The 17,750-nt window shown below is 29.0% G+C and carries 16 protein-coding genes; 4 read left to right on the plus strand and 12 right to left on the minus strand.

The features are described 5' to 3' along the window. The 9 genes from ACQY5W_RS12235 to ACQY5W_RS12275 all read right to left on the minus strand — a co-directional run bounded on the left by ACQY5W_RS12235 (window position 1) and on the right by ACQY5W_RS12275 (window position 9,585). Window positions 1–1,284 (minus strand): complex I subunit 1/NuoH family protein, encoded by a 1,284-nt coding sequence (locus tag ACQY5W_RS12235; RefSeq protein WP_428025255.1) that lies wholly within the window; start codon window positions 1,282–1,284, stop codon window positions 1–3. Next, a complete protein-coding gene (locus ACQY5W_RS12240) occupies window positions 1,281–2,717 on the minus strand; it encodes a 2Fe-2S iron-sulfur cluster-binding protein (protein WP_428025256.1) in 1,437 nt (478 codons plus the stop codon). Before ACQY5W_RS12240 ends, ACQY5W_RS12235 begins: the two co-directional genes overlap by 4 nt. A 33-nt stretch (window positions 2,718–2,750) precedes the next feature. Beyond that, window positions 2,751–4,037, minus strand: coding sequence for a citrate synthase (locus ACQY5W_RS12245; protein ID WP_428025257.1), 1,287 nt, complete (start codon window positions 4,035–4,037; stop codon window positions 2,751–2,753). A gap of 17 nt (window positions 4,038–4,054) precedes the next feature. Further along, window positions 4,055–5,317: an NADH-quinone oxidoreductase subunit NuoF gene (nuoF, locus tag ACQY5W_RS12250; protein WP_428025270.1), complete on the minus strand. Its 1,263-nt coding sequence runs from the start codon at window positions 5,315–5,317 to the stop codon at window positions 4,055–4,057. A 14-nt stretch (window positions 5,318–5,331) separates the two neighbouring features. Next, window positions 5,332–5,808, minus strand: a complete 477-nt coding sequence (nuoE, locus tag ACQY5W_RS12255) for an NADH-quinone oxidoreductase subunit NuoE (RefSeq protein ID WP_428025258.1) — start codon at window positions 5,806–5,808, stop codon at window positions 5,332–5,334. After that, a complete protein-coding gene (locus ACQY5W_RS12260) occupies window positions 5,808–7,442 on the minus strand; it encodes an NADH-quinone oxidoreductase subunit D (protein WP_428025259.1) in 1,635 nt (544 codons plus the stop codon). The genes nuoE and ACQY5W_RS12260 overlap by 1 nt, the downstream gene beginning before the upstream one ends. Further along, window positions 7,435–7,950: an NADH-quinone oxidoreductase subunit B gene (locus tag ACQY5W_RS12265; protein ID WP_428025260.1), complete on the minus strand. Its 516-nt coding sequence runs from the start codon at window positions 7,948–7,950 to the stop codon at window positions 7,435–7,437. The genes ACQY5W_RS12260 and ACQY5W_RS12265 overlap by 8 nt, the downstream gene beginning before the upstream one ends. Then, on the minus strand, window positions 7,941–8,303 hold the full coding sequence (locus ACQY5W_RS12270; RefSeq protein ID WP_428025261.1) for an NADH-quinone oxidoreductase subunit A: 363 nt from the start codon (window positions 8,301–8,303) through the stop codon (window positions 7,941–7,943). Before ACQY5W_RS12270 ends, ACQY5W_RS12265 begins: the two co-directional genes overlap by 10 nt. Before the next feature lie 133 nt (window positions 8,304–8,436). Then, window positions 8,437–9,585 carry a MalY/PatB family protein gene (locus tag ACQY5W_RS12275; RefSeq protein ID WP_428025262.1) on the minus strand — a complete coding sequence of 383 codons (1,149 nt, stop codon included), beginning with the start codon at window positions 9,583–9,585 and terminating at the stop codon, window positions 8,437–8,439. Window positions 9,586–9,670: 85 nt separating this feature from the next. Between ACQY5W_RS12275 and ACQY5W_RS12280 the strand changes: the two genes are divergently transcribed. Next, window positions 9,671–11,482 carry a menaquinone biosynthesis decarboxylase gene (locus ACQY5W_RS12280; protein ID WP_428025263.1) on the plus strand — a complete coding sequence of 604 codons (1,812 nt, stop codon included), beginning with the start codon at window positions 9,671–9,673 and terminating at the stop codon, window positions 11,480–11,482. An 18-nt stretch (window positions 11,483–11,500) separates the two neighbouring features. Here the strand turns inward: ACQY5W_RS12280 and ACQY5W_RS12285 are convergent, their stop codons facing one another. From ACQY5W_RS12285 to ACQY5W_RS12295, 3 genes are read right to left on the minus strand one after another with little or no spacing between them, the layout of a single operon-like run. Continuing rightward, window positions 11,501–12,487 (minus strand): ABC transporter ATP-binding protein, encoded by a 987-nt coding sequence (locus ACQY5W_RS12285; RefSeq protein ID WP_428025264.1) that lies wholly within the window; start codon window positions 12,485–12,487, stop codon window positions 11,501–11,503. 11 nt (window positions 12,488–12,498) lie between these two features. Beyond that, on the minus strand, window positions 12,499–14,076 hold the full coding sequence (locus ACQY5W_RS12290) for an ABC transporter permease (protein ID WP_428025265.1): 1,578 nt from the start codon (window positions 14,074–14,076) through the stop codon (window positions 12,499–12,501). 17 nt (window positions 14,077–14,093) lie between these two features. Beyond that, complete coding sequence (locus ACQY5W_RS12295) at window positions 14,094–15,101, minus strand: Fe(3+) ABC transporter substrate-binding protein (RefSeq protein ID WP_428025266.1); 1,008 nt, start codon at window positions 15,099–15,101, stop codon at window positions 14,094–14,096. Window positions 15,102–15,265: 164 nt separating this feature from the next. Here ACQY5W_RS12295 and ACQY5W_RS12300 point away from each other — a divergent pair, with 164 nt between their 5' ends. The 3 genes from ACQY5W_RS12300 to ACQY5W_RS12310 are packed head-to-tail and all read left to right on the plus strand — an operon-like array spanning window position 15,266 to window position 17,650. Continuing rightward, on the plus strand, window positions 15,266–15,835 hold the full coding sequence (locus ACQY5W_RS12300; RefSeq protein WP_428025267.1) for an anthranilate synthase component II: 570 nt from the start codon (window positions 15,266–15,268) through the stop codon (window positions 15,833–15,835). Then, window positions 15,832–17,034 carry a glycosyltransferase family 39 protein gene (locus ACQY5W_RS12305; RefSeq protein ID WP_428025268.1) on the plus strand — a complete coding sequence of 401 codons (1,203 nt, stop codon included), beginning with the start codon at window positions 15,832–15,834 and terminating at the stop codon, window positions 17,032–17,034. Before ACQY5W_RS12300 ends, ACQY5W_RS12305 begins: the two co-directional genes overlap by 4 nt. Further along, complete coding sequence (locus tag ACQY5W_RS12310) at window positions 17,012–17,650, plus strand: type II secretion system protein (RefSeq protein WP_428025269.1); 639 nt, start codon at window positions 17,012–17,014, stop codon at window positions 17,648–17,650. The genes ACQY5W_RS12305 and ACQY5W_RS12310 overlap by 23 nt, the downstream gene beginning before the upstream one ends. Window positions 17,651–17,750 lie beyond the last annotated feature (100 nt).

The following is a 17,750-nucleotide window of genomic DNA, read 5'->3' on the forward strand; positions in this document are numbered from 1 at the left end:
TTACATTCCTGTGAATACTATAACTGAAGCTGTTATAATAATATTTAATAGTGATAATGGTAGTAAAATCTTCCATCCCAACATTTGTAATTGGTCATATCTAAATCTTAATAAAGTCCATCTAATCCACATAAAGAAAATTACCATCATTAGAAACTTAACCATAAATGTTACCACTTGAATAATTGCAACACCAATGCTTGCACCATTTTCACTTAATCCAGTACCAATAACTGCACCTAAAGCTAAAAATGAAATTATACCTATAGCCCAAAATGCTTTTATTAAAATACCAGTCTCTTTTGCTCTAATGTCATTTGGGTTAGACCAGTTGTTGTTTTTCTTAATCCACTTTGTGAAGATAAAAATTTTAATAGGTAATAACGCCATAAGAATAATAATTACAATATCCATATTTGCTTTTAGTGTTTGTGTATCTAACCAAGGGATTTGATAACCACCAAAGAATAGTGTAACAATAATAGCAGAAGCTCCACCCATAGCAGCAAATTCTGATACTTGGAAAAGACCAAATCTCATAGCACTATATTCTGTATGATAACCAGCAACGATTTCTGATTCACCTTCAGCAATATCAAAAGGAGTTCTATTTGTTTCAGCAAAAGCACAAACAGTGAATATAATTGCAGCTAATGGTTGCATAAATGCACCCCATGATGGAATTATTCCCCAAAAAGTTCCAGCTTGTGCATGAACAATCTCATTTAAATGAATTGAACCATATGTTAATAACATAGAGATTAATGCTAAAGCCATAGAAGCTTCATATGAGATAACTTGTGCTGATGCTCTAATCGCACCTAAAAGACCATATTTACTTCCAGAAGCATATCCACCTAAAATAATTCCATATACAGATAAACCAGCATATGCAATAAACCACATGATTCCTAATTGCATTGGTAATGCTTGCATTGCATAAGATTGACCATCTATTACAACATTATCTGCAAATGGAATAACTGCAAATGTTAAGAAATAACAAGCAAATACTATTGCAGGAGCAAAAGTAAAGAAAAATGTATATTTAATATGACTTGGAGTAAAGTCCTCTTTAAATACAAGTTTTAACATATCTGCAATACTTTGAATTAATCCACCTAATCTCATAGGTCCAATGTGACATCTATTTGGACCTGATCTATCTTGAATAAATCCAGCTATTCTTCTCTCCCACCATACAAAAACAGGTGTAAGACCAACTGCAAGTACTACAGCTAAAAGAATATTTACTATAATAACAACTATTGATGCTGTATTCATATATTTCCTTTTTCAATCATACTTTTTATAGTTTCAACTATTGATGATATTGTATTTGCTTGATTGTCTCTATTTAGCCCAGAAACAACTTTTTGTTTGATTCCATCAGCATTGATATAAGTACCACTTTTCTCATAAAATGATGCAATTGGAATTGCGATATCTGATTTTTCAATTGTTTTTGTATTGTGTGCAAAACAAGAGATAACTTTTTTACCTGAAATAAGTTCAATGTTATTTTCAAAATATGTATTATCAAAAACTACAACAAGTGATGAAGCTTCTAAATAAGTTTTAAATGAAGCTTCATCTTCACTTATACCAACTTCTTTAAAAGAGTTTCTGTTTGCACTTTTATCATTTTTTCTTAAATAATCATCACCAAAACTTTCATCAATGTATTGTGGAGAATATCCAGAAATATTTGCTTTTACAGCATCTGCAAATGCTTTAATGTTTTGCATCTCTTCTAGACATAAATTTGGTCCTATTAAAAACAACGCATTATTATTTTTTGCAACTTCTGAATATAGTGCAACAATAGCATTGCTTGTAATATCTTCTTTTCCATTAACTAAAGCTTTTTCAAATCTATTTTCTTCTTCATTTTTATAAGATAATCTACCATAATCACATATGAAATAACCATTAACATCAGTATTAGGTCTTGGTCTAAATCGGTGGATTTTATCATCTGCATACTTCTCTTTTCTATGGTCTACAAAGATATTACATCCCTTTGAACAACCATTACAAATAGCATTAAATGATTCCATAAACCAAACTCTTTGTTTAAATCTAAAATCTTTTGAAGTTAAAGCACCAACAGGACATAAATCAACAACGTTCATGGCATATGGATTACTTAGAGGTCGTCCTGGGAAAGTTGTAATAACAGAGTGGTCAGCTCTACTTTCAACTCCTAGTTCAGCACTACCTATAATATCTTTACAAAATCTAACACATCTAGTACAAAGAACACATCTCTCTTGGTCCAACATTACATTAGCACCAAGTTCTACTCTTTTTCGTGCATGATTTTTTTCTTCAACATTTACTCTAGATTCATAAAAACCTGATTCCATGTAAAAATCTTGTAGCTTACACTCTCCTGCTTGGTCACAAGTAGGGCAGTCAATAGGGTGATTTATTAATTGAAGCTCTAAGATATCTCTTCTTACAGCCATAATATTATCACTTTTTGTACTAACTATCATACCTTCTTTTACAGGAGTATCACAGGCAATTTGAGGTCTTTTTTGTCCAGCAATTTCAACCATACACATTCTACAGTTTCCATCTTTCCCCAATGCCTTGTGATAGCAAAAATGAGGAATATGAATATCTTCATCTAATAATTTATCAATTAAGAGACTTCCTTTTTCTGCCTCCATCTCCTGATCATTGATTATCAGTTTTACCATTTCGCTCATTTTAATAAATCCTCTTTAATTTTATTGTATTAATTATTTTCCAGTATATAACTGTCTTGGTCTAGCAATTTTAGCTGATGGATCTTGTTTTAATTCAGACCATTGTGCTAACCATCCTGGTGTTCTACCAATAACGAAAATTGGTGTAAACATAGCTGTTGGTATTCTTAGTGCTGTTAAAATTACCCCTGAATAGAAGTCAATATTTGGATATAAACCTCTTTGTTTAAAGTAATCATCACTTAATGCTGCTTCTTCTACTGCTGCAGCGATATCAAGCAGTTTAGAATCAAGATTTAATTCTTCTCTTAATTTATCTTGTAATCCTTTTAATGCTTCAGCTCTTGGATCTCTATTTTTATAAACTCTGTGTCCAAATCCCATTAATCTAAATGGATCATTTTTATCTTTTGCTTTTGCAATATATGAAGGTACATTTTTAACATCACCAATCATTCTTAGTTGATCCATTACTTTTTCATTTGCTCCACCGTGTGCTGAACCCCATAATGCAGAAATACCAGAAGCAATAGCAACATAAGGGTGAGCTTCAGTTGAACCAACATTTCTTACAGTTGTTGTAGAAGCATTTTGTTCGTGATCAGCATGTAAAGTAAAAATTGCATCAAGTGCATCAACTTCAACTTGTCTAATCTCATCACTTTTCCCATTTCCAAGATATTTCATTTTTCCACCTGGATAAGCTCTTAACATATATAAGAAGTTTTCAGTAAAGTATTTATCAACATCTGGATAAATAAGTGGTGTACCAATAGAGTTTCTATAAGCCATAGCTGCAATTGTAGGCATTTTAGCTAAGATTCTTCTTCTCATTATTTTAAATTGTTCTTCATCTTCTAAATGTAAATGGTCTTTATAAAATGCTGCTAATGCCATAGTTGCAGCCCCCATAGTTGCCATTGGGTGAGCACCATCTGGAAGGGCATCAAATAATCTAATAATACCTTCATTTAAAAATGATCTATGTCTAATTTCTAAGTCAAAGTTTTTTGAAGCTTGTTCAGTTGGTAATTGACCTCTCATAAGAAGATAAGAAACATCTAAGAATGAGTGTTTTCCAGCTAGCTCAGAGATATCATGACCTCTATATCTTAATTCAGAGTTTTCACCATCAATAAATGTGATTTTAGAATCACAAGATGCAGTTGAAGTATAACCTGGGTCATAAGTAAACATACCTGTATCTTTATAGAATGTTCTAATATCAACTACGCTAGGTCCTCTTGTACCATCAATGATGTTATACTCGTAAGCTTTACCATTTCTATTATCTGTTAATGTGAATGTATTCTTTGCCATATTTTCTCCTTATATTTTTAATTTATACTTGTTTTTTCTATTAATTCAACAAATTCATGTCTATATTTTTGAACAATACTTTTTATAATATCTTTTACAGCTGGTGCAAAAACACAAACAGTTTTACCATTCATAGTTTCACAAACGTCCAAAATAGTATTTAAGTCTTCTTCTTTTCCAAGTCCATTTAATAAGTCTCTTAAAATTTTATCAATCCAACCAGTTCCTTCTCTACAAGGTGTACATTGACCACAAGATTCGTGGTGATAAAACTCTATTAGATTTTTTGCAACATCAACCATAGAAGTACCTTCTGGAATAATCATCATTCCACCAGTTCCTAAAGTTGAACCAATATCCCACATAGATTCATAATCTAAATAAGCTTTTTCCACTTCTTCGGCAGTTAAAATAGGACAAGATGCTCCCCCTGGGATTACAGCTTTTAATTTAAGTCCATCTTTCATTCCCCCACCAATTTCATTAATTACATCTATCATTTTACAACCATATTGTAATTCATAAACACCTGGGTTTTTAACTGGACCACTCATTGCAAAAAGCATAGTTCCTGGAGCTTTTTCTGTTCCATATTTTGTATATGATTCATAACCATTTTCAACGATATTAGGAACTGATGCGATTGTTTCAACATTGTTTACAGTTGCTGGCATATCATAGAACCATTCACACTCTTTACCATGCGGTTTAAGTCTAGGATGTCCTCTTTTACCTTCAATAGATTCTATAAGTGCAGATTTTTCACCACAAATATATGCTCCACCACCTCTATGAACTGTAATGTCTATTCTATAATCATATTTATTCATTACTTTTGGACCAATAATTCCAGCAGCATAAGCTTCATCAATAGCTTCATTTAATCTATCGATAAACCATTTATATTCACCTCTAATATAAATAAATGCCTCATGTGCTCCAATTGCATAAGAAGAACAAATAATTCCTTCGATTAAAAGATGTGGGTCGTATTGGAAGATTTGTCTATCTTTAAAAGTTCCAGGTTCTGATTCATCTCCATTTACAATTAAGTATCTAGGTCTTTCATCAACTGGTGGCATTAGTTCCCATTTAGGTCCACATGCAGCTCCACCACCACCTTTTCCTCTTAATCCACTTTTACAAACTTCTTGAGTCACTTCATCAGGAGTCATTGTAAAAAGTTTTTCAATTGAAGTATATCTTCCATTTTTTAATGCAACATCTAATTTATGAGAATCTGGAATGTCAAAATTTTTACTTACGATTTTTACAATCATGTCATTTGCAGCCATTATTTACACCCCTCAATAAGATTTTTTAGAGATTCAACTGTTTGATTTTCATGGTATTGTCCATTTAAAGCAAACATTGGTGCACCACCACAAGCTCCTAGACACTCAACTTCACTTAAGTGAAATTTACCATCTGCAGACGTTTGACCTGGTTCGATTCCAATTGTATCTTTAATAAATTTTTTAAGATTATTTGCACCCATTAACATACATGATAGCGTTTTACATAATTCTATGTGGTATGTTCCAATAGGTTTTAAATTAAACATTGTATAAAATGTTGCAAATTCATAAACTTCTATAGGTTGTTTTCCCAATTTATCAGCAACAAAAATCATAGCTTCAGGACTTACCCATCCCTCTTGCTCTTGAACTAACCAAAGTGCTGGTAGCATCATTGCATCTATTTTTGGATATTTTTTTGCTGTTTTTTGGAATTTTTCTTCATTCTCTGGTGTATATTGAAATTTTGCCATTATCTATCAAACTCCCCTGCAATAAAGTTCATTGATGCCATTGTAATAACCGCATCAGCTAACATTGAATTTTCTACTATTTTTGAATAAGCTGCAAGTGAATAAAAACATGGTGGTCTACATTTTACTTTATATGGTGTTCCTGTTCCATCACTTGTAATATGGAAACCTAATTCACCATTTCCAGCTTCAGTAAATCCATAATATTCACCTTTAGGAACTTTAATACCTTCAAATGTAAGTTTAAATTGATTCATTAAACCTTCAATATTTCCATAAACATCTTTTTTTGCTGGTAAGAAAACACCTGGAGCTATTAAATTAATAGGACCATCTGGTAATTCTTTCATTGCTTGCTCAATTATTCTAATTGATTGTCGAGATTCTTCAAATCTACACATAAATCTATCATAAACATCTCCATGTGATCCAACAACAACATCAAAATCAAAATTTTCATAACCATAATAAGGCTTATCTTTTCTTAAATCAAATGGAACACCAGTTGCTCTTAAATTTGGACCTGTAATTCCTGCACTTAAAGCAAAATCTGATTTTATAACTCCAACATCTTGTGATCTATCTTGGAAAATTCTATTTCTTTCAACTAAAGATAAAGCATCATCAATTGCTTTTTCAACGTCTCTTAGAACATCTTTTAAATCTTCTTCAAAACCATCATATAAATCAAATTCTAAACCACCAATTCTTGTGTAAGAGTTAGTTAATCTAGCACCTGTTAGTTTTGATAAAATATCATAAGCTTTATCTCTTGGAGCAAAGATATACCAGAAGTTAGTTAAACCACCCATATCAACCATATTTGCAGCATTACAAACAAGGTGGTCAGTAATTCTACTTAACTCACCAATAATGATTCTAATCATTTTAGCTCTTGGAGTAATATCAAGCCCTAACATATCTTCAACTGCTTTTGCATACCCAATATTATTTAATATTGCTGAACAGTAATTAAGTCTATCTGTATATGGGATTGCTTGAGAATAAGTGTGAGTTTCACATGCTTTTTCAAAACCTCTATGTAAGTAACCAATTTCTGTAACACATGCAGCAATTGTTTCACCTTCAAGTGCCATAAAGTTTCTGATTGTTCCGTGTGAAGCAGGATGCGAAGGTCCCACATTTAAAAGCATTAACTCTTCTAAATCAGACTCTTTAAATCCTTTAGATTTAAGTAATGGAAGCATTTCATCCATCAAATCTTCAGTTTCAGTACAAATTTGACCATCTGTAATTCTATAATCTTTTCTTAGTGGATGACCAACAAATTGATGGTGATTTAAAACTCTTTTCATATTTGGGTGACCAATAAACTTAATACCATATTGGTCATAAGTTTCTCTTTCTGCCCAGTTTGCTGCTTCATATAAGTCGCTAATTGTATCTACACTTAAATTGTTATCATCAACATAAGATTTTACAACCATTTGTTTTTTAAATGTTTTATCTCTAAGTATATATATAAGTGCAAATCTTGAAGGAGTAACATCTGGATATTTTAAATAATCAATTGCAGTTATATCAAGAAGAAGAGTATATCCATCTTCATTTTTAAGCTTTTTAATTGTTGATTTAATTTCGTTAGGTGAAACGATAATATCTGGTTTAAGCATCAAGTATTCCTTTAAACTCTTTTACTCTATCTTTAATAATAGATTCATTTTGAGCTTTTTTCTGTATATTCATAATTGCATCAAGTACCGCTTCTGGTCTTGGTGGACAACCTGAGATATACTCATCAACTGGAATAATTGCATCAATTCCTTGTAAAGTTGTGTAGTTATCATAAAAACCACCCGAACTTGCACATGCACCCATTGAGATAACCCATTTAGGTTCACACATTTGGTCATAAATCTTTTTTAATACAGGTGCTTGTTTATATGTTATTGTTCCTGCAACAATTAACAAATCTGCTTGTCTAGGTGAGAACCTAACAACCTCTGCTCCAAATCTCGATAAATCGTATCTTGCTGCTGCAACTGACATGAACTCAATACCACAACATGCTGTACCAAATACCATTGGCCATAATGAATATGATCTTGCCCAGTTAACTGCTTTGTCGAGCCTTGTAGTGATTACTGAATCACCAAATACTGATTCTGCTCCTACTCCCATGATAATGCCTTTTTCTTATAGATGTAAATTAAACCTGCAAATAGTAATCCCATAAACATAAACATTTCAGATAATCCTAATAATCCTAAGTCTCTTATGTTTACAGCCCAAGGAAACATAAAAATTATCTCAACATCAAATAGTACAAATAATATTGCAACTAAGTAAAATTTGATACTAAACCGAAGTTTAGTCCCACCAACTGGGTTACTTACACCAGATTCGTATACGGTATTTTTTGCTTTATCCTCTTTGTTTTGAGGACCAACAAACTTTGAAAGTATAAATATTGAAATAACGACAATACCCACAATCACAAAGATTGTTGCTGACAATAGTAGTTCATTTGACATGCTTAATCCATTTCATAATAATATGTAAAGTGATTGTACACTAAGTTTATTTTAATTTCTTTTGCATTTGTTACAAAAAAAAACAAAGAAGTGAAAGTGAGAAAAAAGGTAATACTTTGGTATATAAAATAATTTATTTAAAATTATTAATAATATTATTTAATCCAATATTAAGATAACTTTTAGAAGTTGCAGTATTTAATCTAAAATGATATTTTCCATTTTCTCCAAAAGTTATTCCATCATTTAAGGCAATATTACAATCTTCAATTAAAATCTTTTTTATTTTTTCATGCTCAAGATTATATAAACTAAAATCAAGCCATAAAAGATAGGTAGCTTCGGGTTTACAAACTTTTATTTTAGTATGTTTATGTAATAGTTCAATGGCATGATTGATGTTTGATATTAAATAATTATTCAAGTTGTTTAACCACTCATTTCCATTTTCATATGCACATTGCATTGCAATTAAACCAAATACATTTATAGAGTTAATAACTCTTTTTTTGATGATTTTATCTAAGTTAACTTTTAGTTTTTGATTTGAAGTGATACAATATGAAGCATTTAAGCCAGCTATATTAAATGTCTTTCCAGCAGAGTTTAAGGTTACAGTAATATTTGCGACATTTTCATTAATAGAAGCAAGAGGTGTAAATTTTTTAAAGACTAAGTCAGCATGTATTTCATCACTTATAATAGTGATATTTTTTTCTATGCAAATGTTAGCAAGCTCTTCTAACTCTTTTTTACTCCAAACTCTTCCTACTGGATTGTGAGGAGAACAAAGTACCAATATCTTTGTTTTAGGTGTAATAATAGATTTTAGGTGCTCCAAATCCATTGTATAATATCCATTGTTTTCTTTTAATGGATTAGTTAATAGTTTTCTATTATTAGATTTAATATACTGAAAAAGTGGAAAATAAACAGGAGTTTGAACAATTACTTCATCACCTCTATTACTAAAAGCTTCAATACAAGCACTATAAGCTGGAACAACTCCATTACATAATGAGATCCATGAAGTTTCAATTTCCCAAGAGTGTTGATTTTTCATCCAGCTTTTTATTGCAGAATATATCTCTTTATTTTGTTTTCCATATCCAAAAATATTATGTGAGGCTCTTTTTTGTATAGCTTCTTGTAAAAATGGAGGTATTTCAAAATCCATATCAGCAACCCAATATGGGTTTAATTCAGCTTTTCCAAAATAGTGTTCTAAATCGTCATACTTACTACATGAAGTGTTTTTTCTATCAATTATTTCATCAAACATATTTAAAACCTCTATTATAAACTATTATTTATTGATAAAATGATATAAGATTTATACTAATTATTTGTTTACTTTAGAGGGAAATATGGAAAAAGCAATAGAGCTACTTAAAAAGAATGATTTATTAAAAGTAATTGATGATGAGTTGGATATTTATTTAGAAATACCACACATTGCATATATAGAAGTAAAAAAAGAGGATTCAAAAGCGATTATTTTTACAAATCCGATTGATAAAAAAAGTGGAAAAAAATTTGATATTCCAGTTTTAATGAATGTATTTTGTAATGAAAAAGCTGTAAAACTTTTCATTGGTGATGGTGATAAAATTGGAAGTGAAATAGAAAGCCTACTTAAAATGAAACCACCAACAACTTTTAGTGAAAAGCTTTCAACTTTTGGAAAACTTTTTGCACTAAAAAATACTATTCCTAAAAAAAACAAAGGGAAGGGTGAGTGTCAACAGATTATAAAGCTAGGGGAAGAAGCAAAATTATCTGATTTACCTATTTTAACAACTTGGGAGCAAGATGGTGGACCATTTATTACTATGGGACAAGTTTATACCACAAGTTTAAATGGAGAACTAAAAAACTTAGGAATGTATAGACTTCAAGTTTATGATGACTATACACTTGGAATGCACTGGCAAATACACAAAGATAGTAATCACTTCTTCCATGAATACAAAGCTGCAGGTAAAAAAATGCCAGTATCAATAGGTATTGGTGGAGATCCCATGTATATTTGGTGTGGACAAGCTCCACTTCCTATAGGAATTTTTGAACTTATGCTTTATGGTTTTGTAAAAAATAAAAATGCCCAACTTGTAAAAAGTATAACAAATGATATCTATGTACCAAGGGATAATGACTTTATTATTGAAGGTTTTGTTGACCCATCTAAGATGAGAATAGAGGGACCTTTTGGAGACCATACAGGATATTATACACTTGAAGAAGAGTATCCATTTTTAGAAGTAACAGCTATCACAAGTAAGGCTAAACCAACGTTTTTAGCAACAGTTGTTGGAAAACCACCTTTAGAAGATAAATATATGGGGCATGCAACTGAGAGAATTTTTTTACCATTGCTTAAAACAACTGCTCCTGATTTGATTGATTATTATATGCCAGAAAATGGAGTTTTTCATAATCTTATAATTGCAAAAATCAAAACACTATATCCTGGTCATGCCTCTCAAATGATGCACGCTTTTTGGGGAGTAGGGCAAATGAGTTTTGTAAAACATGCAATTTTTGTAAATGAAGATGCTCCAGAACTTACTAATCATGAAGAGATAACAAAATATATTTTAAATAGAATAGATATAAATGATTTATTTATTTCAAAAGGTGTAGTTGATGCCCTTGACCACTCATCTCCAAAATTTGCTGTTGGTGGTAAGCTTGGACTTGATTGTACAGGAAAAGAGATATCTGAAAGTGATATAAAAGTTTTAGCTGATGAAGAGTTATTAGATAAGATGAAAGAGATTTCAAGTGATATAATTAATTTAAAACAATATTATAAATACACAAAAAATCCAATAACTGTAATAACAGTAAATAAAACTAGAAGCCAAAAATATCTATTTGAAGAACTTAAACCTTTGTATGAATATATGAAAATATTAATTATTGTGGATGAGGCTAAAAATGATGTAAACAATCCTTATATGCTTATTTGGAGAGTTTGTAATAACATTGATTCCAATAGGGATATTTTTATAGCAAATGATACTTTAGGGATTGATGCTACTAATAAAAACTCATTTGATAATTTTCAAAGAAGATGGCCTGATGATGTTGATTGTACAAAAAGTGTAATTGATGATTTAAGAAATCGTGGGATTTTAGAGTGTTCAGATGAGCTTATTTCTAAATTTCAAATATAACTAAAGTAGAAAACTACTTTAGTTTTCCACACTTATAATTTTATCTTTATTTATATCTAAATATATTTTTTCTTCTAAAGAGATATCACTATCTAAATACACTCTTAACTTGATTTGTGATTTTAAATCTTTTTCAAAGCATAGAAGCAATTCTTCATATTCTCCACAATAAAGTCTATTTATAATGTTTAATTTATAATTAGTTGGAGTATTTGTTATTATTGTTTCATGTATTCTTATAATATTTGTTTTGTTTAAGTCTAAATCAAAATCTTTTGCAATGAAAATTGGTAAGGTATTAACTTCACCTAAAAAGTTTGCTATATAAAAGTTTTTTGGATTATTGTATATGTTTTTTGGAGTATCAAATTGTTCAAGTTTTTTATTATGAATTATACCAATTTTATCTGACATAGAAAGTGCTTCTTTTTGGTCGTGGGTTACTAAAATTGCTGAAAGTCCTAACTCTTTTATTAAGTTTCTTAGCCAAAGTTTTGTTTTTGCTCTTAATATGGAATCCAAATTTGAGAAAGGTTCATCAAGAAGTAAAACTTTAGGCTCATAGGCAATTACTCTTGCTATGGAAACTCTTTGTTGTTGTCCCCCACTTAATTCATGTATTTGTTTATTTTTATGTTCTACTAAATCGAATTGTTTTAATAATATATCAACTCTTCTTTGTTTTTCTGTATTATTTAATTTAAATAGGGCAAATTCAATATTTTCTTTTACATTTAAATGGGGAAATAAAGCATAATCTTGAAAAATATAACCAATATCTTTATTACATTTAGAGGTATTTACTAGACAGGTTTCATTTAAAAATATAGAGCCTTTATATCTATCTTCTAGTGATGCAATACTTCGTAGAATTGTGCTTTTCCCACAGCCACTAGGTCCTAAGATTGTCACAATTTCTCCCGCTTCTACATCAAATGATACATCTTTTAATATTTCATTATTTCCAAAAGATATAGAGAAGTCTTTTATACTAATACCAACCATTAGATTCCTTATTAATTTTTGATTTTCTGTGCTAAAATTAAAACAGATACTATTCCAAGTATAACAATAAACATTGCTGGAACACTTGATTCATATACTTGTGCTTGACCAACTAATTCATGAGATAATACAGCTAAGGTATCAAAATTAAATGGTCTTAGTATCATTGTAAGAGGTAACTCTTTTATTACTTCTATAAATATTATTATTAAACTCACCATAATAGAGTTTTTAATTAATGGAAATATAACTTTAAAAAATGTTCCAAAGGAACCTATATCCATAGTTTTACAGGCATCATCATATGTTTGTGGTATTTTTGAAAATCCCGACTCATAGTTATTAATTGATATTGCTAAAAATCTTACAACATATCCAAAAATAACTGCAACAATACTTCCCACAAGTAAAATATCAAAATATCTATTTAAAAGTAAGAAAAATGACAAAATCCCAACAGCAATTACTGCACCAGGAATTGAGTATCCTAATTTAGTAATTTGCGTAGTATAATCTGCTAACTTACTTTTATGTACTCTTAAATTATATGTGAAAATAAAAGCTAAGAATGTTATTAAAATCGATGTTCCCATTCCTAGAGAAAGCGTTTGATAAAAAATATCTAAAAATTCTTCATTGATTGTTGATTCATAAGATAAATAAAACCAATAACTCATTTGAGTAAAAGGAAGTAAAAAACCTAGAAAAAAAGGAATAAAACATATAATAAATGCCATAATATTTTTATATCCTGTTAATTTTTCTTTCCTAATTGGTTTAAAATCTTTTCCAGCACTTCTATATTGTATATTTTTTCTTTGGTACTTTTCCATAAAAATTAGTAAAAATATAAAAAGCATAAGCATTGAAGCTAGTTTTGAAGCATCTTCTACACTACCCATTCCAAACCATGTTCGAAATATGCCTGTTACAAAAGTAGAAACACCATAATAATCCATAACACCAAAATCAGATACTGCTTCCATTACTGCTAAAATCACACCTGCAACTATTGCAGGTCTTGAAATAGGAATTATAACCTTATAAAATATTTGAAAATTTGTAAAACCAAATGTCTTTGATACGTCAATAATTGACGATGATTCAGCTCTTAAGTAAGTTTTTGAAATAAGATATACATAAGGATATAAAACAAATGACATTACTAATATTGCACCTTCAATAGACATTATATCAAAGAAATATACTTCATCTAAACTTTTACCAATAGTGTTCAATACAAAGGTAGTTACACTTCCAGTTATATTAAACATTCCTCCATACGCATATGAAACAATATATGTTGGAATAGCAAATGGAAGTATTAGTGCATAATGAAAAAAATTTGAACCGGAAAAACTAAAAAGAGTAGTAATATATGCAGTTGTGAATCCCATGATTGAAGTTAAAAAAGCAACTCCAATCATAATATATAGTGAATTAAATATGTATCCAAAAAGTACAGTATCAACTAAATGAGACCAATTTTGGCTACTTGAGAAGATATTTGATAATATTAATAGTGCTGGCATAGAGATAAGTAGTGTTAAAAAAACACTACTTATCGTCAATTTATTAAAATGTTTCAATATTTATAAGGCCTTTCTTATTTCCATCCTGCAAGGTCAAAAATCTCTACAGCTTTTGCATTATTTTCACCTAAAGTATTAATTGAAATTGTATCATCTTTAAATGTTCCCCATGATTGAACTAATCCTGAAGCTTCAACACCTTTTAATATAGGATACTCAAAGTTAGCTTCTGCAAAAAGTTTTTGAGCATCAGCACTTGCTAAAAATTCTATGAATTTAATGGCATTCTCTTTATTTGGAGAATATTTTGCAACACCTGCACCACTAACATTTACATGAGTACCACCATTTTCAAATTTTGGGAAAAATATTTTAACTTTTTTTACTGCATCTGCTTGTGATATATCTTTATTATTAACCATTTTCCCTACATAATATGTATTTACAATTGCAATTTTCCCAATATCATTTGCTATTGCTTTTACTTGATATCTATCATTTCCTTTTGGCTCTTTTGCCATATTTGCAACTATACCTTTAGCCCATTTTAGAGCATATTCTTCACCATGATGTGCAATTACTGCTGCTAATAAAGATTGGTTATAAGCATTATTTGAAGATCTAATCATAATTTGACCTTTAAATTTTGGACTTGCCAAATCTTCATATGTTGACAGTTCATTTTCTATTCCAGAACCAATTTTATAGACAGTAACTCTTGATCTTTTTGTAAGAGCAAACCACTCATTATCTTTATCTCTTAAGTTTTGAGGAATATTTTTTTCTAAATATTCAGAACTAATTGGTTGTAATAAATTTTTTGATTTTGCTTTATAAAGCCCAGCTGCATCAACTGTAATTAAAACATCCGCTGGTGATTTTTCACCTTCAGTTTCCAATCTTTTAATTAACGCATTTGCATCTGCTTTTACAACATTTACTTTTATTCCTGTTTTTTCTTCAAACATTTTAAAAAGTTTTTTATCTGTGTCATAGTGTCTATGAGAATATACATTTATTTCTTGAGTTGCAAATAATGAACTTGCCATAAGTAATGTACTTAGTGCTATTTTTTTAATCATAATTTTCCTTTTAAATTTTGTAATTGATAATTATTATTGAAATACTAGAAAAAAACTACTTAATATTTACTTAATTATAAGAATGATTATCATTAATATTTATTAAATTATATAATTATAATTTAAATTTGATATAATGCAACATTTAATAAGGAATAAAATAAATGATATTAATGATTGATAATTATGACTCTTTTACATACAATATAGTTCAGTATTGTTTAGAGTTAGGAGCTGATTTAAAAGTAATTAGAAATGATGAGTTAAGTGTTGAAGAGATTGAAAAGCTAAATCCTGAAAAGATTATAATTTCTCCAGGACCTGCAACACCAGATGATGCAGGTGTTTGTTTGGATGTTATTGAGTATTTTGCGGATAAAAAACCAATATTTGGTATCTGCCTAGGACATCAAAGTATTGCACAAGTTTTTGGTGGAAAAGTTATAAGAGCAACTAATATGATGCATGGTAAAACATCAAAAATAAAAGTGTGTGATAAAACAATCTTATTTGAAGGATTACCTGAAGAGTTTACAGAGACTCGATATCACTCTTTAATTGTAGAAAAAGAAAATTTACCATCATGTATAAGAGTTACCTCTAAGAGTTTAGATGATGAGGAAATTATGTCCCTTGAAATTGAGGGTAAACAAATTTATGGAGTACAGTTTCATCCAGAATCAATTATGAGTGAGTATGGATATGAAATGATTGATAATTTTCTAAAAATATGATTACAAAACAAAAATTATACAACTATATATTTGGGACTATCTTAGCAGCCTTTTTTGTTGTATTGATTTTTGTTGCAAATAATTTAAGTATTTCATATGATGAAGCTTTAAATGTGATGGTAAATAAATCTGTACTATCATATATTACAAAAACTACAACTACTTTTTTAGGTTCAAATGATATATCAATAAGATTACCTTTTATTACTTTATATGTATTAAGTGTAATTTTGATGTACTTACTTACAGAAAATTACTTTTCAAAAGAGATTGATAGATTAATAAATGTACTTATTTTTATGTTTTTACCTGGAGTAGTGAGTGCATCATTATTAATCAATAGTTCAATTGTTGTAATTTTTTGTACATTAGTATATTTGTATTATTATAAACTTTATTCAAAGCATAATTACTACTTATTAATTTTTTTCTTATTTGTTGATAATTCCTTTGCTATTTTATTTTTAGCTTTATTTTTTTATTCACTAAGTAAAAAAGAGAATAGTTTATTGATTATCTCTTTAGTTTTATTTGGTCTATCAATGTATATTTATGGTTTTGATGCAGCTGGAAAACCAAGAAGTTATTTATTGGATACATTTGGAATATATGCTTCAATATTTTCTCCTTTAATATTTTTATACTTTTTTTACTCATTATATAGAGTAGGGATAAAAGGTCCCCATTCAATTTATTGGTATATTTCTATTACAGCTTTAGTTTTTTCTTTAATTTTTTCTTTTAGACAAAAGGTTTATATTGAAGATTTTGCACCATATGTAGTTATAGCTCTTCCAATTATGCTAAAGTTATTTATGCACTCACTTAGAGTTCGATTGCCTGAATTTAGAAAAGTACATTACAATATTGCAAAATTGACTTTGTTTTTACTTTTTATAAATACTATTTTAATTATATATAGTAAACCAATTTACTTGCTAGTTAAAAATCCTGAAAAACACTTTGCATATGATTATCATTTTGCAAAAGAAATTGCAGAGATTTTAAAAAACAATAATATAAATAATGTAAAGATTTATGATAAAAAATTACAAAAAAGATTGGAATTTTACGGAATCAATAAAGGTGAAGATTATTTAGTCTCATTATATAATCCAATTACATATGATAATGTTTTTACAATTAATTATTTTGAAAAAGAGTTATTACATATATATGTTTACAAAATCAAACAATAAAAGTGCTTTTTTTCTTATTGAGCTTATTTTTGTAATATTACTTCTCTCTTTATTTTCATATATTTTTATTCCTAAAAAAATTGATTCAGAATTTAACTCTGCAATTAAAAGATTAATCTTATATTTAAATCAAACAAAACTGCAAGCTTTTATAGATGATAAATTTAGCACTTCAAATACAAAATGGCATAAACAAAGATGGACTCTTAAATTTTTAAGATGTAAAGAAAGTATAGGTGGAATATACTATATTATTTATAGTGATAAAAATATGAGTGGACATGCAGGCTCTGATGATAGTTTAAAAGACCCTTTAAGTAAGAAAAATATTTTTTCTTCAAATGATTGTCAAGAAAATAGTTCAAATAGTGAGTATGTATTATTAACAAAGAATTTTGGTATTGAAAATATTGATATGTCATGTAATGATACAGACTCATTAGGTCAAATATCATTTGGAAGTGATGGAAAAGTATATACTAGACTTAGTAATAAAGAGAATGATTCTTCCTCATATTTATTGGAACATGATTGTTTTATTGAATTTAAATCAAAGAATAATCAAATTAAAAAGATAAAAATATACGCAAAAACGGGATTAATTGAAGAAGTGTAAAAAATTTCCAAAATTTAAGCCAAGATTAAAGAAAAGTACTTGACAAGATAAAAAAATTTGTCTATAATTCCCGTCCAATTTGAGTGACAGAAGGTCACGA

The sequence above is a fragment of the Arcobacter sp. genome, assembly GCF_050300555.1.
Classification (GTDB): Bacteria; Campylobacterota; Campylobacteria; order Campylobacterales; family Arcobacteraceae; genus Arcobacter.

Bases quoted from the DNA above. Each gene is read 5' to 3' on its own strand.
- ACQY5W_RS12305 (WP_428025268.1), top strand. From the start codon at position 15,832: ATGATTACAAAACAAAAATTATACAACTATATATTTGGGACTATCTTA.
- ACQY5W_RS12270 (WP_428025261.1), bottom strand. From the start codon at position 8,303: ATGTCAAATGAACTACTATTGTCAGCAACAATCTTTGTGATTGTGGGT.
- ACQY5W_RS12280 (WP_428025263.1), top strand. From the start codon at position 9,671: ATGGAAAAAGCAATAGAGCTACTTAAAAAGAATGATTTATTAAAAGTA.
- ACQY5W_RS12265 (WP_428025260.1), bottom strand. From the start codon at position 7,950: ATGGGAGTAGGAGCAGAATCAGTATTTGGTGATTCAGTAATCACTACA.
- ACQY5W_RS12260 (WP_428025259.1), bottom strand. From the start codon at position 7,442: ATGCTTAAACCAGATATTATCGTTTCACCTAACGAAATTAAATCAACA.
- ACQY5W_RS12285 (WP_428025264.1), bottom strand. From the start codon at position 12,487: ATGGTTGGTATTAGTATAAAAGACTTCTCTATATCTTTTGGAAATAAT.
- nuoE (WP_428025258.1), bottom strand. From the start codon at position 5,808: ATGGCAAAATTTCAATATACACCAGAGAATGAAGAAAAATTCCAAAAA.
- ACQY5W_RS12235 (WP_428025255.1), bottom strand. From the start codon at position 1,284: ATGAATACAGCATCAATAGTTGTTATTATAGTAAATATTCTTTTAGCT.
- ACQY5W_RS12275 (WP_428025262.1), bottom strand. From the start codon at position 9,585: ATGTTTGATGAAATAATTGATAGAAAAAACACTTCATGTAGTAAGTAT.
- ACQY5W_RS12245 (WP_428025257.1), bottom strand. From the start codon at position 4,037: ATGGCAAAGAATACATTCACATTAACAGATAATAGAAATGGTAAAGCT.
- nuoF (WP_428025270.1), bottom strand. From the start codon at position 5,317: ATGATTGTAAAAATCGTAAGTAAAAATTTTGACATTCCAGATTCTCAT.
- ACQY5W_RS12240 (WP_428025256.1), bottom strand. From the start codon at position 2,717: ATGAGCGAAATGGTAAAACTGATAATCAATGATCAGGAGATGGAGGCA.
- ACQY5W_RS12300 (WP_428025267.1), top strand. From the start codon at position 15,266: ATGATATTAATGATTGATAATTATGACTCTTTTACATACAATATAGTT.
- ACQY5W_RS12295 (WP_428025266.1), bottom strand. From the start codon at position 15,101: ATGATTAAAAAAATAGCACTAAGTACATTACTTATGGCAAGTTCATTA.
- ACQY5W_RS12310 (WP_428025269.1), top strand. From the start codon at position 17,012: ATGTTTACAAAATCAAACAATAAAAGTGCTTTTTTTCTTATTGAGCTT.